General features: G+C 73.7%; 13 protein-coding genes and 3 pseudogenes. 13 read left to right on the plus strand and 3 right to left on the minus strand.

The window, feature by feature from the left end; genetic code table 11:
- The first annotated feature begins 62 nt into the window (after positions 1 to 62).
- The 6 genes and pseudogenes from ACIQAK_RS17425 to ACIQAK_RS17450 all read left to right on the plus strand — a co-directional run.
- On the plus strand, positions 63 to 893 hold the full coding sequence (locus tag ACIQAK_RS17425) for a 2,3-dihydro-2,3-dihydroxybenzoate dehydrogenase (protein WP_366389494.1): 831 nt from the start codon (positions 63 to 65) through the stop codon (positions 891 to 893).
- A gap of 90 nt (positions 894 to 983) precedes the next feature.
- Entirely contained in the window at positions 984 to 2,189 is a 1,206-nt protein-coding gene (gene dhbC, locus ACIQAK_RS17430; protein ID WP_366389493.1) for an isochorismate synthase DhbC, read from the plus strand.
- On the plus strand, positions 2,186 to 3,829 hold the full coding sequence (locus ACIQAK_RS17435; RefSeq protein ID WP_366389492.1) for a (2,3-dihydroxybenzoyl)adenylate synthase: 1,644 nt from the start codon (positions 2,186 to 2,188) through the stop codon (positions 3,827 to 3,829). The genes dhbC and ACIQAK_RS17435 overlap by 4 nt, the downstream gene beginning before the upstream one ends.
- A 48-nt stretch (positions 3,830 to 3,877) precedes the next feature.
- On the plus strand, positions 3,878 to 4,510 hold the full coding sequence (locus ACIQAK_RS17440; protein ID WP_366389491.1) for an isochorismatase family protein: 633 nt from the start codon (positions 3,878 to 3,880) through the stop codon (positions 4,508 to 4,510).
- A complete protein-coding gene (locus ACIQAK_RS17445; RefSeq protein WP_366389490.1) occupies positions 4,507 to 4,746 on the plus strand; it encodes a phosphopantetheine-binding protein in 240 nt (79 codons plus the stop codon). Before ACIQAK_RS17440 ends, ACIQAK_RS17445 begins: the two co-directional genes overlap by 4 nt.
- 155 nt (positions 4,747 to 4,901) lie before the next feature.
- Positions 4,902 to 5,336 (plus strand): annotated as a pseudogene (locus tag ACIQAK_RS17450) (transcription termination factor Rho); the annotation flags it as partial.
- 43 nt (positions 5,337 to 5,379) lie between these two features.
- Here ACIQAK_RS17450 and pgm read toward each other — a convergent pair.
- The gene (gene pgm / locus ACIQAK_RS17455; RefSeq protein WP_366389489.1) at positions 5,380 to 7,020 is read right to left on the minus strand and encodes a phosphoglucomutase (alpha-D-glucose-1,6-bisphosphate-dependent); all 1,641 of its coding nucleotides are present in this window, start codon (positions 7,018 to 7,020) and stop codon (positions 5,380 to 5,382) included.
- Between the two features lie 235 nt (positions 7,021 to 7,255).
- Between pgm and ACIQAK_RS17460 the strand changes: the two genes are divergently transcribed.
- The 5 genes and pseudogenes from ACIQAK_RS17460 (at position 7,256) to ACIQAK_RS17480 (ending at position 14,659) form a co-directional block, all read left to right on the plus strand.
- Positions 7,256 to 9,997: a prenyltransferase/squalene oxidase repeat-containing protein gene (locus ACIQAK_RS17460; protein ID WP_401848294.1), complete on the plus strand. Its 2,742-nt coding sequence runs from the start codon at positions 7,256 to 7,258 to the stop codon at positions 9,995 to 9,997.
- Positions 9,994 to 10,899 (plus strand): annotated as a pseudogene (locus tag ACIQAK_RS17465) (hypothetical protein); the annotation flags it as partial. The gene ACIQAK_RS17460 and the pseudogene ACIQAK_RS17465, both read left to right, overlap by 4 nt.
- A pseudogene (locus tag ACIQAK_RS17470) lies at positions 10,882 to 11,874 on the plus strand (ATP-binding cassette domain-containing protein); the annotation flags it as partial. The pseudogenes ACIQAK_RS17465 and ACIQAK_RS17470, both read left to right, overlap by 18 nt.
- Entirely contained in the window at positions 11,871 to 12,734 is an 864-nt protein-coding gene (locus tag ACIQAK_RS17475) for an ECF transporter S component (protein ID WP_366389488.1), read from the plus strand. The pseudogene ACIQAK_RS17470 and the gene ACIQAK_RS17475, both read left to right, overlap by 4 nt.
- 203 nt (positions 12,735 to 12,937) lie before the next feature.
- Positions 12,938 to 14,659, plus strand: a complete 1,722-nt coding sequence (locus ACIQAK_RS17480) for a hypothetical protein (protein WP_366389628.1) — start codon at positions 12,938 to 12,940, stop codon at positions 14,657 to 14,659.
- Between the two features lie 19 nt (positions 14,660 to 14,678).
- Here ACIQAK_RS17480 and ACIQAK_RS17485 read toward each other — a convergent pair whose 3' ends face one another.
- Together ACIQAK_RS17485 and ACIQAK_RS17490 are read right to left on the minus strand one after the other, a co-directional pair.
- The gene (locus tag ACIQAK_RS17485) at positions 14,679 to 16,862 is read right to left on the minus strand and encodes a tetratricopeptide repeat protein (protein WP_366389487.1); all 2,184 of its coding nucleotides are present in this window, start codon (positions 16,860 to 16,862) and stop codon (positions 14,679 to 14,681) included.
- Positions 16,859 to 17,314: a hypothetical protein gene (locus tag ACIQAK_RS17490; protein WP_366389486.1), complete on the minus strand. Its 456-nt coding sequence runs from the start codon at positions 17,312 to 17,314 to the stop codon at positions 16,859 to 16,861. The genes ACIQAK_RS17485 and ACIQAK_RS17490 overlap by 4 nt, the downstream gene beginning before the upstream one ends.
- 277 nt (positions 17,315 to 17,591) lie before the next feature.
- Between ACIQAK_RS17490 and ACIQAK_RS17495 the strand changes: the two genes are divergently transcribed.
- Positions 17,592 to 18,536, plus strand: a complete 945-nt coding sequence (locus ACIQAK_RS17495) for a DUF3048 domain-containing protein (protein ID WP_366389485.1) — start codon at positions 17,592 to 17,594, stop codon at positions 18,534 to 18,536.
- A gap of 449 nt (positions 18,537 to 18,985) precedes the next feature.
- On the plus strand, positions 18,986 to 21,178 hold the full coding sequence (locus tag ACIQAK_RS17500) for a discoidin domain-containing protein (protein WP_366389484.1): 2,193 nt from the start codon (positions 18,986 to 18,988) through the stop codon (positions 21,176 to 21,178).
- The last annotated feature ends 125 nt before the right edge of the window (positions 21,179 to 21,303 follow it).

Below are 21,303 nucleotides of genomic sequence, written 5' to 3' on the forward strand. Positions count from 1 at the left end.
CCTTCTGGGCAGTCGTTTCAATTTAGGTTACCCTTACCTAACACCCAGGGGGAGGTTGTTTCATGCCTGAGCACATACCGGGCAGAAGTGGCGAGTTCGAGGGCCGCACGGCCCTGGTGACCGGTGCCGGACAGGGCATCGGAGCCGCTGTCGCCGAACTGCTCGCCGACCTCGGCGCCCAGGTGGCCGCCACCGACCGGGCCGGCCACAGCATCGAGGCGCTGGCCGCCGACTGGCCCCGGCGGCAGGAGAAACTGCCGGCGGGCGAGCGGTCGGCGGGCTGTCTGGAATCGTATGTGATGGACGTCACGGACCGTGTCGCGGTGGAGAACACCGTGGCCCGCGTCGAACGCGAACTGGGCCCGGTGGACATCCTGGTGAACGTCGCGGGCATCCTGCGCACCGGTCCGGCGACCGGGCTCTCCACCCAGAACTGGGCGGACACCTTCGCGGTGAACACCACCGGCGTCTTCCACGTCTCGCAGAGCGTCGCCCCGCTGATGGCGGCCCGGAAGGCCGGCTGCGTCGTCACCGTCGGCTCCAACGCCGCCGGGATTCCGCGTACCGGCATGGCCGCCTACGCCTCCTCCAAGGCGGCCGCCGCCATGTTCACCAAGTGTCTGGGCCTCGAACTCGCCCGCAGCGGCGTGCGCTGCAACGTCGTCGCCCCCGGCTCCACCGACACCGCCATGCAGCGTGCGCTGTGGACCGACCCGGGCGCCGAGGCGCGGGTGATCGACGGGGACCCGTCGACGTACCGCACCGGCATACCGCTCGGCCGGATCGCCGAACCCTCCGACATCGCCGACGCGGTGGCGTTCCTCGCCTCGGACCGCGCCCGCCACATCACGCTCCAGGAGCTGTACGTCGACGGCGGCGCGACCCTGCGCTGACCGGCGGCCCCCGCACGTTCCCTCTGACCCACTTCACCCTCCCACCAGCCCCCCGCACCCGCTGACGGGACCATCGAGAATGGAGTCCCCGTGTCGACGGCATCCCAGGTCGCCACGCACGTCCCCCCGGCCGATCCGGCCCACCCCGCCGTAGGAGCGGCCACATCGCTCCTGGACGCCTACGCACCGGGCGACACGTTCCTCGCCACGCCCGGACGCACCCTGCTCGCACGCGGACCGGGGCGCGAAGTCCCGCACGACGAGAGACCCTTGACCGACCGGGTGGACGCCACCCTGGCCGAGGCCGTCGCCGCCGGACAGGAATCGCCCGTGGTGATCGGCGCCATCCCGTTCGACCACACGGCACCCGCCGCGCTCAACGTGCCGGCGTCGGTGCGCACCGCCCCGCCGCTCGCCTCCGACCCGCTCATCGCCCTGCCCGCCGGCCTCTCCGCCACCGCGGACTGGCGGATACGCCCGGTGCCCGCGCCCGAGGTCTACGGCGAGGGCGTCGCCGCCGCCGTGGCCCGCATGTGGCGTGGCGAGTTCAGCAAGGTGGTGCTGGCCCGCACTCTGGAACTCACCTCCGGCGTCCCGCTCGACCTGCCCGCGATGCTCCAGCGCCTGGCCCGTCGCGACCCGTCCGGCTACACCTTCGCCCTGCCGACCGGTCCCGCCCGCACCCTGATCGGCGCCAGCCCCGAGCTGCTCGTCTCCCGCCACGGCAACCAGGTCGTCGCCAACCCGCTCGCCGGGTCCACCCCGCGCAGCGACGACCTCGCCGAGGACGTCCGCCGCGCCGCGACGCTGCTGGAGTCGGTCAAGGACCTCCACGAGCACGCCGTCGTGGTGGACGCCGTCCACCAGGCGCTCGCCCCGCACTGCACCGGGATGACCGTCCCGGCCCGGCCGACGCTGATCCGCACGGCGACCATGTGGCACCTGTCCACCACGGTCACCGGCACCCTCTCCTCCCCCGGCACCTCGGCGCTGGACCTGGCGATGGCGCTGCACCCGACGCCCGCCGTGTGCGGCACGCCGACGCAGACGGCCCGTCAGGTCATCGCGGAGACCGAGCCGTTCGACCGCGGCTTCTTCACCGGTGTCGTCGGCTGGGGGAACGCCCACGGCGACGGCGAATGGGTCGTCACGATCCGCTGCGCCGAGGCCGAGGAACGCACGCTGCGCCTCTACGCGGGCGCGGGAATCGTCGCCGCCTCCGAGCCCGAGGCGGAGACCGCCGAGACCGGCGCCAAGTTCCGCACCTTCCTCAGCGCCGTGGGAGCCGAGCTGTGAGTACGCAAGCGGCACCGACCTGGCCCGCCGAGTTCGCCGAGAAGTACCGGGCGGCCGGCTGGTGGCGCGGGGAGACCTTCGGCGAGATGCTGCGGCAGCGCGCCGAGGAGCACCCGGACCGGATCGCGATCGTCGACCCGGCGGCCGGGAGCCGGTGGACCTACGCCGATCTCGACCGGCGCGCCGACCGGCTGGCGGCGGGGTTCCTCGCCCGCGGCATCGCCAAAGGCGACAACGTGGTGGTGCAACTCCCCAACATCGCCGAGTTCTTCGAGGTCGTCTTCGCGCTGTTCCGGATCGGCGCGCTGCCGGTCTTCGCGCTGCCCGCCCACCGTGAGACCGAGATCGCCTACTTCTGCGAGTTCACCGGGGCGGTCGCCTACGTCATCGCGGCCGAGAGCGGCGGCTACGACTACCGGGAGCTGGCGGCGAAGACCCGCGCCCAGGTCCCCACGCTGAGGCATGTGTTCGTCGCCCAGGGGGACCCCGGCGACTTCGAGGCGCTGGCCGAGGTGGCCGAGGAGCCGGTCGGCTACGGCGGGCCGCGCCCCGACGACCTGGCCTTCCTCCAGCTCTCCGGCGGCAGCACCGGCGTACCGAAACTGATCCCGCGCACCCACGACGACTACATCTACTCGCTGTGGGGTTCCAACGAGATCTGCGGGGTCGACGAGAACAGCGTCTACCTGGTCGCGCTGCCCGCCGCCCACAACTTCCCGCTCTCCTCCCCCGGTTCGCTCGGCACCCTGTACGCCGGGGGGCGCGTGGTGCTCTGCCCGCAGCCCTCGCCCGAGGTGGCCTTCCCGCTGATCGAGCGCGAGGGCGTGACCATCACGGGCCTGGTGCCGCCGCTGGCCCTGCTGTGGACCGAGGCCGCGCCCGGCTCCGCGCACGACCTCAGCAGCCTGGACGTGCTGCTCGTGGGCGGCGCCAAGTTCAGCGAGGAGGCGGCCCGCCGGGTGCGTCCCGCGCTCGGCTGCACGCTCCAGCAGGTCTTCGGGATGGCGGAGGGGCTGGTCAACTACACGCGTCTGGACGACCCGGTGGAGACCATCGTCACCACGCAGGGACGGCCCATCTCGCCGGACGACGAGATCCTGGTCGTCGACGACGAGGACCGCGAGGTGGCGCCGGGCGGGACGGGGCACCTGCTGACCCGGGGCCCGTACACGATCCGCGGCTACTGGAACGCCCCCGAGCACAACGCCCGTTCCTTCACCGAGGACGGCTTCTACCGCACCGGCGATGTCGTGCGGGTCACGGAGACCGGCCACATCGTCGTGGAGGGGCGTGCCAAGGACCAGATCAACCGGGGCGGTGAGAAGGTCGCCGCCGAGGAGGTGGAGAACCACATCCTCGCCCACCCGGCCGTGCACGACGCCAATGTGGTGGCCGAGCCGGACCCGTATCTGGGTGAGCGCGTCTGCGCGTACGTGATCCTGCGCTCGGGCGCCGGTCCGCTGAAGGCGGTGGCCATCAAACGCTTCGTACGGGAACGGGGCCTGGCCGCCTACAAGGTGCCGGACCGGGTCGAGTTCGTCGACGCGTTCCCGCAGACCGGGGTCGGCAAGGTCTCCAAGAAGGACCTGCGCAACGCCGCCGCCCGCACCGCCGCTCCCACTCCCGCTCCCGCCCTCTGACGTTTCCGCCGCACGTCCCCGCACCTTTCGAACGGAACCCTCTCCACCATGGCTCTGCCCGCCATCACCCCCTACCCCATGCCGGCCGCCGACGAGCTGCCCGCCAACCGGGTCGACTGGACCGTCGACCCGGCGCGCGCCGTGCTCCTCGTGCACGACCTGCAGAACTACTTCCTGTCGGCGTACGACCGGCAGGCCGCTCCCGTGCCCGAGCTCCTCGCGCATGTCGCCGAGTTGAAGAAGGAGGCGGCGCGCCTGGGCGTGCCGGTCCTCTACACCGCGCAGCCCGGCGGCCAGAGCGCCGGGGAGCGCGGGCTCCAGCAGGACTTCTGGGGCCCCGGCCTGCCCGCCGACGAGCACGCGGCGGCCATCGCGGACGAGGTCGCGCCCGAGGGCGGCGACACCGTCATCACCAAGTGGAAGTACAGCGGCTTCGTCCGCACCGATCTGCTGGAGCGGCTGCGCGAGCAGGGCCGCGACCAGATCGTCCTCACCGGTGTCTACGCCCACATCGGCGTCCTGATGACCGCGTGCGACGCCTGGATGCAGGACATCCAGGCGTTCGTGGTGGCCGACGCCGTGGCGGACTTCTCCGCCGACGACCACGCGATGGCGCTGCGCTGGGCGGCCGGCAAGTGTGCCGTCGTCACCACCACCCGAGCCGTCTTCGAAGGGAAGTGACCGCTGTGGCCCTGACGCTGGAGCAGCTGCGCGCCGATGTCGCCGACATCCTCGGCGAGGAGCCGGAGGAGATCCCGCTCGACGAGAACCTCGCCGACTACGGGCTCGACTCCGTCCGTCTGATGTCCCTGGCCGCCGCCTGGCGCCGCGACCACGGGATCGAGGTGGCCTTCGCCGATCTCGCCGAGAAGCCGGCCCTGGAGGCCTGGGCGCCGCTGCTCGGGGTGACCGCCTGAGCGGACGGCGGCAGCAGACAGTTCTTCCGAGGGCGGTGCGGACCCGGCAGCACCGGGGCCGCACCGCCTCGGCGCGTTTTCCGGTGAGCCGTACCTCGAACGCCCCGTCGTACGTGAGCCGCGCCCCGTCCGGGCCGCCGGGCTCCTGGACACCAGCGCGGGCGGCCACCCTGAGCGGCGGCGTCGACGCGGCGGCCCTGGCCGGCCCCAAGAAGCTGTTCGGGGCGGCACGCTCCGCCGAGGAGGGCGGCTCGCTCACGATCCTGGCGACCGCGCTGGTGGAGACGGGCTCCCGCGCCGACGACTTCTTCTTCGAGGAGCTGAAGGGGACCGGCAACATGGAACTGCGCCTGGACCGCCCGCTCGCGGACCGGCGGGTCTTCCCGGCCGTCGACATCGCCCGCTCCGGCACCCGCCGCGAGGAGCTCCTGACGGGCGCCGCCGAGCCGGCCACCGTACGGGCGCTGCGCCGCGCCCCGCACGCCCGGGACGGCCATGGCGCCCTGGAGGCGCTGCTGGACAAGGTCCGCCGCACCCCGGACAACGCCACGTTACTCCGCCAGGTACAGCCCACCGTGCCGGGCGCCTGAGGGCCCGCCGCGCGAAGCGGCCGGCTCTCGAAGGCATACGGACTCAGCTGCCCAGCGCCTCCGAGACCAGGGCGCGCGCCTCCTCCTGGACCTGGCCGAGGTGTCCGGGCCCCTGGAAGCTCTCCGCGTACACCTTGTAGACGTCCTCCGTGCCCGAGGGGCGGGCGGCGAACCAGGCGCTGTCGGTGCAGACCTTGAGGCCGCCGATCGCGGCTCCGTTGCCCGGCGCCTCGGTGAGGACGGCGGTGATCGGCTCGCCCGCCAGGGTGTCGGCCTTGACCTGCCGCGGGGAGAGCCGGGCCAGGACTGCCTTCTCCTCGCGGGTGGCGGGCGCGTCGACGCGGGCGTAGGCGGGGTCGCCGAAGCGGGCGGTGAGCTGCGCGTACCGCTGGGACGGGGTGGAGCCGGTGACGGCGGTGATCTCCGAGGCGAGCAGGGCCAGCAGGATGCCGTCCTTGTCCGTGGTCCAGACCCGGCCGTCGCGGCGCAGGAACGAGGCGCCGGCCGACTCCTCGCCGCCGAAACCGAGGCTGCCGTCGTACAGTCCTTCGACGAACCACTTGAAGCCGACCGGGACCTCCACCAGGGTGCGGCCGAGGTCGTGGGCGACCCGGTCGATCATGGAGGAGGAGACCAGCGTCTTGCCGATGCCCGTTCCGGCGGGCCAGCCCTCGCGGTGGGTGTAGAGGTAGTCGATGGCGGTGGCCAGGTAGTGGTTGGGGTTCATCAGGCCGCCGTCGGGGGTGACGATGCCGTGCCGGTCGGCGTCGGCGTCGTTCCCGGTGGCGATGGCGTACGCGTCACGCTGTTCGATCAGCGAGGCCATGGCGTGCGGCGACGAGCAGTCCATCCGGATCTTGCCGTCCCAGTCCAGCGTCATGAACCGCCAGGTGGGGTCGGCGAGCGGGTTGACCACCGTGAGGTCGATCCGGTGCCGCTCCGCGATGCGCCCCCAGTACGCGACGGAGGCGCCGCCGAGCGGGTCGGCGCCGATCCGGATGCCCGCGTCCCGTACGGCGTCCAGGTCGAGGACGGAGGGCAGGTCGTCGACGTAACGGCTCAGGAAGTCGTACCGGCCGGTGGTGTCGGCGGCCAGCGCGCGGGCGTACGGGATCCGGCGGACCTCCCCGAGCCCGGCCTCGATGAGGGCGTTGGCCCGGTCCTGGATCCAGGAGGTGGCGTCGGAGGCGGCCGGGCCGCCGTTCGGCGGGTTGTACTTGAAGCCGCCGTCGGCGGGCGGGTTGTGCGACGGGGTGACCACGATGCCGTCGGCCAGGTGCTCGGTGCGCCCCTGGTTGTACGTCAGGATGGCGTGCGAGACGGCGGGCGTGGGGGTGTAGCCGTCCTCGCTGTCGATGAGGGCGGTGACGCGGTTGGCGGCGAGGACCTCCAGGGCGGTGACCCGGGCCGGCTCGGACAAGGCGTGGGTGTCGGCACCCAGGAAGAGCGGCCCATCGGTGCCCTGGCGGGCCCGGTAGTCGCAGATGGCCTGGGTGGTGGCGGCGATGTGGTCGTCGTTGAAGGCCGCGGCTAGGGCGGAGCCGCGGTGGCCCGAGGTGCCGAAGGCCACCCGCTGGGCGGGCTCGGCCGGATCGGGGTGGAGGGCGTAGTAGGCCGTCACCAGCCGTGCCACGTCGACCAGGTCCGCTGACTGCGCCGGCTGCCCGGCCCGTGCGTGCACCATCGGGTCTCCTCTTGCTTCTTCGTCATCACCGGCCCGGGGGGAACGGGCCGCCGTCCCGGGGCGGACGATCACCCCGATCCGTACCCGATTCTGTCCCCTTGCCCCGCATCGGTGCGTGACGGGTTCACGCCTTCCCCCCGTCGCGGCCCGGCCGGGACAGCACCGCGCCCCCGGTCCGGGGCGGGACCGGGGGCACGGTGGGCTCGGGGGTCAGCGGCCCTGCAGACGCTTCACGTTGTCGCCGAAGGTCCAGCAACACGACCGGCGCACGGCCGGCAGGAGACTCCTCTCGCTGTTCTCGGCGGCGGCGGTGACCTTCGCCGCGAGCGTGGCCTTCGTCACCGGCGCCGCTCCGGCGGCGGCCGATCCCCTCGATCAGTGCACGGCCACCCGTGGCGCCGTCGTGGCGGTCGACTTCGGCCCGTTCGGCGGCGGGGTGGTGCGCGGCTGCGACACCACCCCGACCACCGGCTACGAGCTCCTGCGCGACGGCGGGTTCACCACCGAGGGCACCCAGCACGACGGGCCCGCCTTCATCTGCCGCATCGGCAACGGCGCCTTCAACTCCGGTACGCGGTACCCGACTCCCCGCACCGAGAAGTGCGTCCTCACCCCGCAGGCCACCGCCTACTGGTCGTACTGGATCGCCTCGCCCGGCCAGGCGAACTGGTCCTACAGCTCGCTCGGCGCCATGAGCCGCACGCCCGAGGCGGGGGACGTGGACGCCTGGGTGTTCGGCGGCACGGACATCGGCGGCTCCACCGGCCGGCCCGCCTTCACCCCCGACGACGTCCGCGCGGGCGGCGGCGTCCCGCCGGACCCGACGGATCCGACGGACGGCCCGAGCGTGCCCGTGGGGAAGATCGACGTGCCGGCGGCGGCCCGCTGGGTGGCGAAGCAGCTGCGCGGCGGCACCCACGTGGTGGACGAGGGCTCCGAGTCCCCGAACTACCTCCTCACCACCGAAGCCGCGTACGCGCTCGCCGCCGCCGGCGGCAGGAGTCCGGCCCTGGACAAGGTGGTGGCCCGCCTCGCCGCCGGCACCGACGCGTACGCCTACCCGGCGGGCCCGAGGGAGGCGCCCGACGCCACCGCCGCCGCCCGGCTGGCGCTGCTCGCGGAGATCACCGAGGGCGACCCGCGCGACGTCGGCGGGCACGACCTGCTCGGCGACCGGAAGAAGAACGTGTGCCCGGCCGGCCCCGCCCCGGGGTGCACGGCGAAGGGCGACTTCCACGGCGCCACGTACGGGGACGGCCAGGCGCTGGCCGTGCTGGCACCGCTGCGGGGCGGGGTCGTGCCGCCGGCCGGGACCGTGACCCGGCTGACCCAGCTGATCTGCGACGACGGCTCGGTGACCAGCATCCTCATCAGCGCCGGTGAGTACTGCGACGGCGACCCGATGACCACCGGCCTGGTCGCCCAGGTGCTGGCCGAGGCCGGCGGCCACGACACCGCCGTCGCCCGGATGCTCGCGTACCTGAAGAAGGCGCAGCTGAGGAGCGGGGCCTACCCCCCGTCCAACGGGGCCACCACCGGCTCCGTCCCGGCCACCGCCTACGCGGCGCAGGCGCTGCGCGCGCTCGGTGAGGTCCGTGCCGCCGACGCCGCGGTCTGGTGGCTGTCGCGGGAGCAACTCGCGGGCGGCGGCTTCGGGATCGACGAGGGGGCCACGGACGGCGCCCTCTACGCGACGGCCCCCGCCGTGCTGGCGGGCAGCGGCACCGACCTCGTCACCCTGACCACCAGGGCGCCCGAGCCCACCGAGCCGCCGACCGCTCCCCCGCCGGCCACGACGAGGCCGCCGGCCGGCGGTCCGAACCTCGAAAGGGGCGTCGCCTTCCTCACCAGCCCCGTCAACCTCCTGCGGGGCCGCTACTACGACGACGCGCAAGGCACCATCGGGCGGGCCGACGTCGGCCTCACCATCGACGGCGCCTTCGCGCTGGCCGCGACCGGCCACGACAACGACACGCTGCGCACGATGGTGGACTTCCTCGACCAGGGCGGCAAGGACCGCGAGGCCCGTACGCTGCACGACTGGACCAAGGTCGGCACCCGGTACGCCATGGGCGGCTCGATGGGCAAGGCGGCCCTGCTCGCCCAGGTCGTCGACCGCGACCCGCGCGACTTCGGCGGCAAGGACCTGATCGCCGGTCTGGCCGACGCCGTCTGTGCCGGCAGGAGCGCCGAACCGGACGTCAGCTGCGACGCTGAGGGGGCCTACACCTACGCGCAGTCCGTCTTCGGCCAGGCCCTCGGCATCATGGCCCAGGTGCGGGCGGGCGAGGCGCGGGCCGCCGAGCGGCCGATCGCCTATCTCGCGGGGCTTCAGCATCCCTCGGGAGCCTGGCCGAGCCTGATCCCCACGACGGGCGACTCGGACGTGGACTCCACCGCGATGGCCGCGATGGCGCTGGACCTCACCCCCGGCGAGGCCCACGCCGGCGCCGTGGACAAGGCGCTGACCTGGATCGCGTCCCGGCAGCTGCCGGACGGCGGGTTCCCGGGCGCCTCCGGCAACTCGGTGAACTCGGCCGCACTGGCCGTGCAGGGCCTGTCCCTGGACGCCGGGAAGTACGGCGAGCAGATCGGGAAGGCGGTGAAGTTCCTCGCCTCGCAGCAGAACAAGGACGGCGGCTTCAACACGGCCAAGAAGGGCCAGCGGGGCTCCAACCTCCGCGCCTCCGCACAGGCCGTGAGCGGTGCGACCGGCATCTCCTTCGGTGTGCTGGCCCGCAGCCTGGACGGTACGACGCCGAATCCGGTGCCCTCCTCCTCCGCCCCGGTGATCGTCACGCCCGGGGACAGCACGGGCGGGACCGTCGTGGACGCGGGTGGTCCCGGCGGCAGTCTCGCCTCGACCGGTGTGCGGGCGCTCGGTCTCGCGGGAGCGGCCGCCGCACTCGTCCTGGCGGGCTGCGGCACGGTCGTGGCCGCCCGCAACCGGCGTACGGCCGCGGGCGGTGACCTGTGAGGACCCGCTTCTTCCGCCGGACCCTCGGCCATGCCCTGGCCGTCCTCGGTCTCACCGGTGCGGCGCTCCTCGCGCCCGCCTCCCCGGCAGCGGCGGCGCCGCAGCCGATCGGCCGGTGCACGACCTCGTCGGGCGTCGTCCTGGCCGTCGACTTCAGTCACTGGGGCGGTCCCGTCTACCGCTCGTGCGGTACGACGCCGACCACGGGCTACCAGCTGCTCAACCAGGGCGGCTGGCAGACCACCGGCACCGGGCACGACGGGCCGGCGTTCATCTGCCGGATCGGCCACAGCGGCCACCAGGGCGGCAAGCAGTACCCGACGCCCCAGCAGGAGGACTGCGTCCTCACTCCGCCCGCCTCCGCCTACTGGTCGTACTGGCACGCGAACCCCGGGAAGAACACCTGGGAGTACAGCCAGCTCGGCGCCATGAGCTACCGGCCCCGGCCGGGCAGCGTGGACCTGTGGATCTTCGGCGGGACGAACATCGAGGGGACGAAGGGCCGTCCGACGCTGACGCCGAACCAGCTGCGTGCCCACAACGCGCGCCCCTCGGGCGGCGATCCGGCGCCCGAGCCGCGGCCCGATCCCGTACGCACGGCGCAGCGGCCGGGCGGTGGCCAGGCCCCGCCGCCTGCGGCGGTCCCGACGAAGTCGGCCACCGCGTCCCCGTCGGCCTCCGCCAGCGCGTCCCCGTCCCCGTCCGCCTCTCCGTCCCCCTCACCCAGCGCCTCCGCCGCCCCCGCCTCGCCGAGCGGGACGGCGGCGCCACCGGGCGGCGGGGCGAAGGTGGTGGACGCCGCCCCGGCGGCGGACGCGCGGCACGACTCCGGCTCGGTGCTGCCCGTCGCGGCGACGGCCGCCCTCGTGGCGGTGATCGGCGGCGCGGCCGTGTTCGCCGCGTCGGCGATCGCGCCGCCCATCGTGGAGCTGGGCCGCGCCGCGCACTGGTCGCCGCTGCCCCTCTCCGTCCGGGACGCCCGCCGGGCCGCCGCCCCGCTGCGCACCGCCCTGGCGACCACTCCGCCCCCGCCGGTCCGCCCGGTGCCGGAGGAGCCGGGCCCGGCCCTCCTCACGGCGCGCGGGATCACGGTGGCGTACCGGGATGTCGCGGCGGTCCGCGAGGTGGACCTGGATCTGCGGGACGGCGAGATCACCGCGCTGATGGGCCGCAACGGCTCGGGCAAGTCGTCACTCCTGTGGGCGCTCCAGGGTTCGGGGCCACGCAAGTCCGGTACGGTACGGGTCGACCGGGGACACGCGGAGGGCTAGCGCACCCCGGCGAAGGGCAGCGACCCCAAGAACCTCAGCGCGGCCGAGGCCAGGCAGCTGGTCGGTCTCGTCCCGCAGACCCCCACCGATCTGCTCTACCTGGAGAGCGTCGAGCAGGAACTCGCCCAGGCCGACACGGAGTCGGCGCCCCGGGACGGCGGTAGCCTCTCCGCCCGCGCGATCCTGGACCGGCTGGCGCCCGGCATCGACGGGGCCACGCACCCGCGCGACCTCTCCGAGGGCCAGAAGCTGGCGCTGGTCCTCGCCATCCAGCTGACGGCGGCGCCGCGGGTCCTGCTGCTGGACGAGCCGACCCGGGGGCTCGACTACCGGGCGAAGACCCAGCTCATCTCCATGGTCGACGAACTGGCCGCCGGGGGCCGGTCGGTGGTGGTCTCCACCCATGACGTCGAGTTCGCGGCCCGCGCGGCGGACCGGGTGGTCGTGATGGCCGAGGGGGACATCGTGGCGGACGGTCCGACCACGGAAGTGATCGTCGCCTCCCCCGTCTTCGCCCCGCAGGTGGCGAAGATCCTCGCGCCACTGCCGTACCTGACGGTGGATCAAGTGACTTCCGTCCTGCGGGCCGAGGAGGCGGCAGGATGAAGGAACTCGCCGATCTCGACGGGCGCTCGGCGGGAGCCATCCGCATCGGCCCACGCGCCGGAATCGTCATCGCGCTGGCCGCCTTCCTCGGCCTGGTCGCCTTCTTCTGGCCGTTCCTGGTCGCGCCGGGACGGCTGGGGGCCAACTACGCCCCGCCGCTGATCTTCGGTGTCCTGCTGGTCCTCGTCCTGTGCGTGGTGATCTCCGAGATCGCCGAGGGCGGCATCAACTCCAAGGCGCTGGCGATGCTCGGAGTGCTCTCCGCCGTCAACGCGGCGCTGCGTCCGCTGGGCGCGGGCACGGCGGGGATCGAGACGGTGTTCTTCGTGCTGGTCCTGGCGGGCCGCGTCTACGGTCCGGGCTTCGGCTTCACGCTGGGCTGCACGTCCCTGTTCGCCTCCGCGCTGATCACCGGCGGGGTCGGCCCGTGGATGCCGTACCAGATGTTCGGCTGCGCGTTCGTCGGCATGCTGGCCGGCCTGCTGCCCCGCGCCACGGGCCGCCGCGAGGTGATGATGCTCGCCGTCTACGGCTCGCTCTCCGGCTATCTCTTCGGCTTCCTGCTGAACCTGTCCTTCTGGCCGTTCTCGGTAAACCCGGACAGCTCCATCGCCTACCTTCCCGGCCTGCCCTTCACCGAGCAGTGGCAGCGCTATCTCGCCTTCGACGTGGCGACCTCGCTCGGCTGGGACACCGGGCGGGCGGTCACGAACTTCGTCTGCGTCACCCTGGCCGGCCCCGCCGTCCTGGCCACCTTCCGCCGGGCCGCCCGCAAGGCCCGCTTCCGGGCTCCGGTGCGCTTCGCCGCTCCGAGGTCCGAGGGCCCTGGTGGGGGCGCGAGGGTGGGGAGGAACTGTTGACCTGCGGCAGTCCCGTCAGCGGCGGTGCTCGTACAATATGACCGCCACTTGCCCGCCCGACCCGGAACGGTTGCAGCGCCGCTTGAGATGCGATAAGCCGACAATAGCCGCGAGCCGCGAGCCGCGAGCCGCGAGCCGCGAGCCGCGAGCCGCGAGCCGCGAGCCGCGCGTGGGCGGTGTGCCCGTAGCCTCTCGGGGTGGCCATGCACGCTAGCCAGCCTTTCCGCGTTCCCGTCGGGACCGACGCCGGGCGATGGAGCACCTTTCGCGGTGAGAAGACCCTGGTCGTAGCGGCCCGTACGGTGACCTCCACCGTACGGGTCCTCGAATGCCTGCCCGCCCTCCTCCGCGGCGACGGCCGGATCACCGTCGTCTTCGCCCACGACCCCACCTCCGCGTTCAACGACGGGGTGCTGGACCTGCTGCACGACGCGGGCTGCCGGGTCATCCCGTGGGAGCAGGTGGGCCACGCGGAACCCGATCTGATCCTCACCGCAAGCGAGAACGTCGACGTGCCCGCGGGCCACTGCCCCGTGCTGGTGCTGCCCCACGGCATCGGCTTCCAGAAGCAGGTGCCTGACTCCCGGGCGCCGGGGGACCGGCTGTCGGGGGTCGTGCCCGACAGCCTGCTGGAATCCGGCAGGGCCTGGCTGGCGATCTCGCATCCGGGGCAGGAGGCGCAGCTGCTCTCCTCGCATCCGAAGGCGGCCGGGCGCACGCTGCTCGTCGGCGACCCCTGCTACGACGAACTGCTGGGCAGCGCGGACCGGGCAGCCGCCTACCGCCGGGCGCTCGGCGTGCCCGAAGCGCACCGTCTGGTGGTGCTCAGCTCCACCTGGGGGCCGACGTCGCTGATCGGGCAGGACCCCGGGCTGGCGGCCCGGGTGCTCGCCGCCCTGCCGTACGACGAGTTCCGGGTGGCGGCGATCGTCCATCCCAATGTCTGGTCGGGGCACGGTTCCTGGCAGATCCGCAATCTCCTGGCGCCCGCGCTGGACGCGGGGCTGATGCTGGTTCCGCACATCCACGCGTGGCGCCCGGCGCTGGTCGCGGCGGAGGTGGTCGTGGGCGACCACGGGTCGGTGACGCTGTACGGTGCGGCGCTCGGCAAACCGATCCTGCTGGGAGCCTTCGGGAGCGAGGCCGTCGCCGGCACGGCGGTGGCCTCGCTCGGGCGGGCGGCGCCCCGTCTCGACGCGCGCGGCGACGTGCACGGACAGATCGTGTCCGCCCTCACCACCCAGCGGCCGGAGCGCTTCAGCGCGGTCGCCGAGGGCGCCTTCGACCAGCCGGGGCGCGCCCTGCCACGACTGCGTACCGCGCTGTACGACCTGCTCGGCCTGCCCGAACCGGTGCCCGCTCCCCCGCCGCGATGGGTCCTGGCCGAGCCCGGGGAGACGGGCGCGCGGGCCACCTCCTGGTCGGTCACCACGACCGCCTTGCCGGGAGACGGGCCGACCGCCGTCACCGTACGCAGGCGTCCCGCGGCGGTCGCGTGGCAGGAGGCCGAGGTGGACGAGGACGAGGCGGCCGGACGTTGTCGCCATCTCGCCTGCGACGAGCGGGAGCCGGACCGGCGGGTGGTGGAGAGCGCCTCGGTGCTCCTGCGCGGCGCTCCCGCCCCCTCCGCGGCGCAGGGCGCCCGGTGGATCGGCGAGACCCTGGACCGCCTGCCGGGCTGCCGCCTCGCGGCGACCGCGCTGGCCGGGGGCGGCGCTCTGGTGGGACTGCGGGACGGCCGGATCGTGGAGGCCGCCATGACCGGGCCCGCGACGGACCCCGGTCTGCCCGCGGCGGCCGTCTACGCCCTGCTGCGCGCGGCCGCCCCGCTGGACGACGCTCTGGTCGCCCTGCGGATCGGCGCGCGGGACGAGGATGTGGCGCTCCGGCTGCGCCCGCAGGCGCCGGACGCCCCGCCCCGCTGAACGGGCGCGGCTCCGTGCGTCATCCCGTCGCCTCGCCTTCCGCCAGCCGCCGCAGCAGCTCCTGCGCGCGCGGGCTGCCCCCGGCCTCGTAGATCTCCAGGGCGCGCTCCAGGCGGGCACGTACCTCCTGGGGGTCGCCCTGCGAGCGCTCCTGGATGTCGGCCAGCGCGACGAGCGCCTGGGCCTCGTAGTGGGTCGCCTTCCGCGCGCGCAGGACCTCGGCCGCTTCGCTCAGGGCCCGTACCGCCTCGTCGGTCTCGCCGAGACGGTCGTGGGCGATCCCGATGGCCACCTGGGCCCGGGCCGCCATCCGCCGGTCCTCGCGGGCGATGAGCTCGTCGTGGGCTCCGCGCAAGGTGTCCAGGGCATCGCGGGAGTCCCCGGCCGCGTCCTGGGCGCAGCCGAGGAAGTACGCCGCGATGGCGGCGCCCCGGCCCTCGTGCGCGGCCGTGTTCAACTCAAGGGCGCCGCGGTAGGCCGCCATGGCCCGGACCGGGTCGGTGCGGTCCCAGTACCGTCCGGAGAACTCCTGTACGGAGGCGCGGACGACCAGGTCGCCCGAGACCTCCGCGCAGGCCTGGGCGGTGTCCAGCTGGCGCCGGGCGGCCTCGTACTCGCCGAGGTCCATCAGGGGGCGCGACAGGAGGCTGCGCAGCCGCGCCTCGGCCGCGGGCACCAGCGCCTCCGCGGCGGCGGCCGCGCCGAGTTCGAGCGATTCCCGCCAGTCCCCGAGGTGCCGGTGGTGGAGGAACAGGACCGTGAACGCCTCCGCGAGCTGCCACACCTGCGTGTGCAGCGTCTCCTCGCGTGCGGCGGCCCGCAGCACGCCGAGGATGTTGCGGTGCTCGGCCTCCAGCCAGTCCACGGGCCGGGGCGCGCCCGGTACGGCGAAGGGGTCCCGGACCTCGGAGAGCCAGTCGGCGAGGTCGGCGATCCGCAGCCGGTCCAGCCGGACGGCCCGGTCGGCCAGTGCGGTCAGGGCGAGGTAGTGCAGCGTCACCCGTCGTACCAGGGCGGGGCGCTCGGCCGGCACCTCTTCCTCGGTCGCCCGTTCGGCGGCGTGCAGCCGTACGAGGTCGTGGAAGCGGAAGCGTCCGTCCGCCGTCTCCTCCAGCAGGCCGGCCCGGGTCAGCGCCTCCAGCGCCTCGGCGGCGGGTCGCGGGTCCAGGCCCGAGGCCACCGCCGCGACTCCGGCGTCGAAGGTGGCTCCCGGGTACCAGCCCATCAGGCGGTACAGCCGGGCCGGTTCCGGGGCGAGTTCGCGGTAGGCGAGATCGAATGCGGCGGCCACGGACCGTTCCTTCCCGAGGGACATTCCTGCCAGTCGGCGCGGCTCCGCGGCCAGCTCCGCCGCGAGCGCCGCCGGGGTGAGGCGTGGCCGGGTCGCCAGCCGGGCGGCGACCACGTGCAGCGCCACCGGCAGCCCCGCGCAGAGCTCCACCAGACGGTCCGCCGCCTCCGGGTCCGCCGCGATCCTCGCCGCCCCGCACCGGTCGGCGAGCACCTCCCGTGCGCTGTCCCGGTCGAGCGGCTCCACGGGCATCAACCGGGCCCCGTCCAGGGCGAGCTCCCCGAGCCCGCCGCCACCGGCCACCACCAGGCAGCTGCCCTTCCCCTTCGGGATCAGCGCGGCGGCCTGTCCGGGGGTGGAGACGTTGTCCAGGAAGACCAGCAGCCGCCGGTCCGCGGACCGGCTCCGCAGCAGCCGGGTCCGTTCCGCGAACGTGGCCGGGATGTAGGCCTCGTCGACGCCGAGGGACCGCAGGCAGCGCCGGGCGGCCTCGGAGACGTCCGCACCCGGCGCTTCGCCCCGCAGGGTGGCGAAGTCCACGTAGATCTGGCCGTCCGGGAACCGGTCCCGCCCCCGCTCCGCCCAGCGGGACACCAGCGCGGTCTTGCCGACGCCGGGCGGCCCGTGCAGCGCGGCGAAACCGACGCTCGCGCCGTCGTCCCCGTCTTCCGTCCCGGGGGCCAGCCAGCCGTCGAGCGTGGCGAGGTCCTCGGTCCGGTTGACGAACCGCACGGTCAGGGGCGGGATCTCGTCCGGTGTGACCCGGGCGCCGGGCGGCGGGGCCTGCTGGACGTGGTAGGTGATCCCGCCGTGGATCGTGGCGGCCTGCACGACCGGGCCGTGGCTCGTGCCGGAGAAGTCGTTCCGCGCGGCGGTGTGCCGGGACCCGTTGCCGGAGCCCGGGGCGCTCACGCGGTGCCCGGTTCCTGCCGGGGCGCCACCGTGCCCCCGCCGTTGAAGGTGAGCCCGGAGATGTCGTTCCCCTGGATCACCTGGCTGTAGTAGGTACCGCCGTTGGTACTGTTGGTGACGGAGACCGTGGGGGCGGCGTGCTGGTGGGGGGCCAGTTCGTCGAGGAGGTCCCGCAGCTCGCCCGCGGCCTCCGGGTTGTCGCGCAGGGCGCGGCGGAGCCTCACGCGCCACTCGGCGGCGATGTCCGCGGCGCCGTCCTCGTCGCCGTTGCGACGCGCCGCGATCAGTTCCGCGCGGGACTCCTCCAGCTCGGCGTCCACGGCGTCGCTGTCCTCGCCCCGGGCCAGGAACCCAGCCACCCGCCCGCGCGCCTGGTTCCACGCCTCGGTCACCATCAGCCCCACGAAGGCCGTCGCGCCTGATGCCGCCAGTGCCGTCAACTCGGCTTCCACCGGACCCCCTCTGCCTCACCCGTCACCGTACGGGCTCGTCACCCGCCACTGGTGCAACCGTAGAGAGCGAACGGTCCCATCGGAAGCGGAATCGAGCGCGCGGCGCAGTGCAGTTCCAGCCATGCCGGCCGAGGGCCGAGGGCCGACCGCCCGCCGCGGCGTGGGCGGGCGTGGACGGCAACCGTGAGCGGGCCCCGTGCGTGATGATGGAGAGAGGGCAGCGACGCGGCAGCGCTCCGCCGGGACGGCCGGCCGGTGCCCTGGAAGGGCGGTCGCCATGTCCGTGGCCCGAGTCAGGACACCGGCCGCCGCGCTGCTCGCCGCGCTCCTGCTCATCCTCCTCGCGGCCGGATGCACGAGCGGGGACGGTTCGGAGCCCGGGACCGCTCCGTCCGGCGGCGGGGCGGACGTGAAGGTGCTCGCCGTGAAGATCGACAATGTGGCGCCGGCCCGTCCGCAGACCGGTCTGGAGCGGGCGGACATCGTCTACGTCGAGCAGGTGGAGGCCGGTCTCAGCCGGCTCCTCGCGGTCTACGCCTCCGACGTGCCGCCGGTCGTCGGGCCGGTCCGCAGCGCTCGGGAGAGCGATCTGGAGCTGCTGCGCCAGTTCGACCGGCCGGTGCTCGCCTTCTCGGGGGCCCGGAGCGCGCTCCTCCCGGCCATCGAGCGGGCGCCCCTCGACGCCGTACCGCCGACGGCCGCCCCCGGGGCGTACTTCCGGGGGCCGGAGCGGCCGGCTCCGCACAATCTCTATCTGCGGCCGGAGCGGATTCCTTACGCCGCCGGCGGGGTCGGTGCCGTCGAGGCGCTGGGGCTGAGGTTCGGACCGGCGCCGCCGGGCGGCAGGGCCGAGAACAGCCGTACGGTCCGCTTCCCGTCCGCGCGCACCACCTTCACCTGGTCCGCCGAGCGCGCACGGTGGCTGGTCGCCCTGGACGGTTCCCCCGCCCGTACGAGCGAGGGCGAGCCGCTCGGGGCGGCCACGGTGATCGTGCAGGACGTGGCCGTACGCCCGTCGGCCTTCGGCGACCGGGCCGGGAACAACACCCCGTTCACCGAGACCGTGGGCTCGGGGAACGCGCTCGTCCTGCGTGACGGCAAGGCGTACGAGGCCCGGTGGGCGCGGCCCTCAGCGGCTGCGGACACGGAGTTCAGCACGCCGGACGGCAAGCGGATCGACCTGGCGAACGGGCCGCTCTGGATCGTGTACGAGCCCCGCTGAGACCCCTGGGCGCGGCGCGGTCCGGGCCCAGGGGGGGGCGCGGGGCGGCACGGACCGGGCCGGTCGCCCCTGGGTGTGCCACAGGCGTTCATGGAAACTCCTCGCTCCACAGCGGGGATCGAGTTGAGAGAGCGCTCCCCCGCGACGCGGAGCGTGGCGGGAGCGGACCAGCCGTCAGGGGCCCCGGGCTCGCCGCCGGCCGGCTGGCCGACCGGTCGGCCGCCATCCGCCCCGTCATCCGGATCTCCGCCAACTCCCCTTCCCCTTTCAGGAGATGAAACATCGACCGCCCTCGGAGGCCGGTCGCACCGATCCTGTGCACAACTCTTGACGTGGCCGAAACGCGGGAGAATCATTCGGCTACCGAGAGAGCGCTCTCTCACTCGGGGGAGCCTGCGCCCGCCCCCATCTCCCGACCCCCGCGCATTGACACCTCAGGAGTTCAGGACATGCCTGTTGCCCTCGTCAGACCCTCGCCGCCGCCCCTGGCCGCAATCCGCCGATGGCGCGGTCTCGGCTTCGCACTGGTGGCCGCCCTGGTCGCGGCCCTGCTGGGAGTGGCCCAGGCCGCCCCGGCGCAGGCCGCCCCCGTCCTGCTCTCCCAGGGCAGCCCGGTGACCGCCTCAAGCGAGGAGAACGGCGGTACGGCCCCCGGCAACGCCGTCGACGGGAACGGGGGGACGCGCTGGTCCAGCGCCTTCTCCGACCCGCAGTCGATACGGATCGACCTCGGCTCCCCGGCCGCCCTCAGCCGGATCGAGATCGCCTGGGAGGCCGCGTACGCGAAGAGCTACCGCATCGAGCTCTCCACCGACGGCACCTCCTGGAGAGACGCCTACAGCACCACCACCGGCCAGGGCGGCAACGAGACGCTCTCCGTCTCGGGCGAGGCCCGCTACGTACGCCTGACCGGCACCCAGCGCGCCACCGGATACGGCTACTCCCTCTGGGAGTTCAAGGTCTTCGGCACCCGGGACGGGGGCGGCGGCCCGCAGATTCCCGGCGGCGGCGACCTCGGACCGAACGTCCACGTCTTCGACCCCGCCACGCCGAACATCCAGGGCAAGGTCGACGAGATCTTCCGGCGGCAGGAGTCCGCGCAGTTCGGCTCCGGCCGCCACGCGCTGCTCTTCAAGCCGGGTACGTACGACAACATCAACGCGCAGATCGGGTTCTACACCCAGATCGCCGGTCTCGGCCTCAACCCGAACTCCACCACGTTCAACGGTGATGTGACCGTGGACGCGGGGTGGTTCAACGGGAACGCCACGCAGAACTTCTGGCGCTCGGCGGAGAACCTGACCCTCAACCCGGTCTCCGGCACCAACCGCTGGGCGGTCTCCCAGGCCGCGCCCTTCCGCCGGATGCACGTCAAGGGCGGGCTCAACCTCGCGCCCGACGGCTACGGCTGGGCCAGCGGCGGCTACATCGCCGACAGCAAGATCGACGGCACCGTGGGCCCGTACTCCCAGCAGCAGTGGTACACCCGCGACAGTTCGGTGGGCGGCTGGACCAACGCCGTCTGGAACATGACCTTCTCCGGTGTCCAGGGCGCGCCCGCGGCCAGCTACCCGAACCCGCCGTACACCACGCTGGACACCACCCCCGTCTCGCGCGAGAAGCCGTTCCTCTACCTGGACGGCAACGAGTACAAGGTGTTCGTCCCCGCGAAGCGCGTCAACGCGCGCGGCGTCTCCTGGGACGGCGGGAACCAGCAGGGTGAGTCCATCCCGCTGAACCGCTTCTACGTCGTCAAGCAGGGCGCCACCGCGGCGACGATCAACGCGGCGCTCGCCCAGGGCCTCAACCTGCTGTTCACGCCCGGTGTCTACCACCTCGACCAGACCATCAACGTCAACCGCGCCGACACCGTGGTCCTGGGACTGGGCCTCGCCACGATCATCCCGGACAACGGGGTGACCGCGATGAAGGTCGCCGACGTCGACGGGGTGAAGCTGGCCGGCTTCCTCATCGACGCCGGCCCCGTCAACTCGCCCACCCTGCTGGAGGTCGGCCCGCAGAACGCCTCGGCCGACCACGCGGCCAACCCCACCTCCCTCCAGGACGTGTTCGTACGGATCGGCGGCGCGGGTCCCGGCAAGGCGACCACCAGCATCGTCGTCAACAGCGACGACACGATCATCGACCACACCTGGGTCTGGCGCGCCGACCACGGCGAGGGCTGGGGCTGGGAGACCAACCGCGCCGACTACGGAGTCCGCGTCAACGGCGACGACGTGCTGGCCACCGGCCTGTTCGTCGAGCACTTCAACAAGTACGACGTGGAGTGGTACGGCGAACGCGGGCGCACGATCTTCTTCCAGAACGAGAAGGCCTACGACGCCCCCAACCAGGCCGCCATCCAGAACGGCAGCACCAAGGGCTACGTGGCCTACCGGGTCGACGACTCGGTCCAGCAGCACGAGGGCTGGGGCATGGGCAGCTACTGCTACTACAACGTCGATCCGACGATCGTCCAGGAGCACGGCTTCAAGGCACCGGTGAAGCCGGGCGTGAAGTTCCACAACCTGCTGGTGGTCTCGCTCGGCGGCAACGGGCAGTACCAGCACGTGATCAACAACATCGGCTCCCCGACCTCGGGAACGTCGACGGTGCCTTCGACCGTCACGAACTTCCCCTGATCGAGCCGGTGCCCGGACGGTGGCCCGGTCCGGTGTCCGGCGGCCCGGACCAGGTCACCTCGTGACGACAGGGGCGCCCCCCGGTGGACATGACGGTCCGCCGGGGGGCACTCCCACGTCGGTGC

The sequence above is a fragment of the Streptomyces sp. NPDC088706 genome (assembly GCF_044752765.1).
GTDB lineage: Bacteria > Actinomycetota > Actinomycetes > Streptomycetales > Streptomycetaceae > Streptomyces.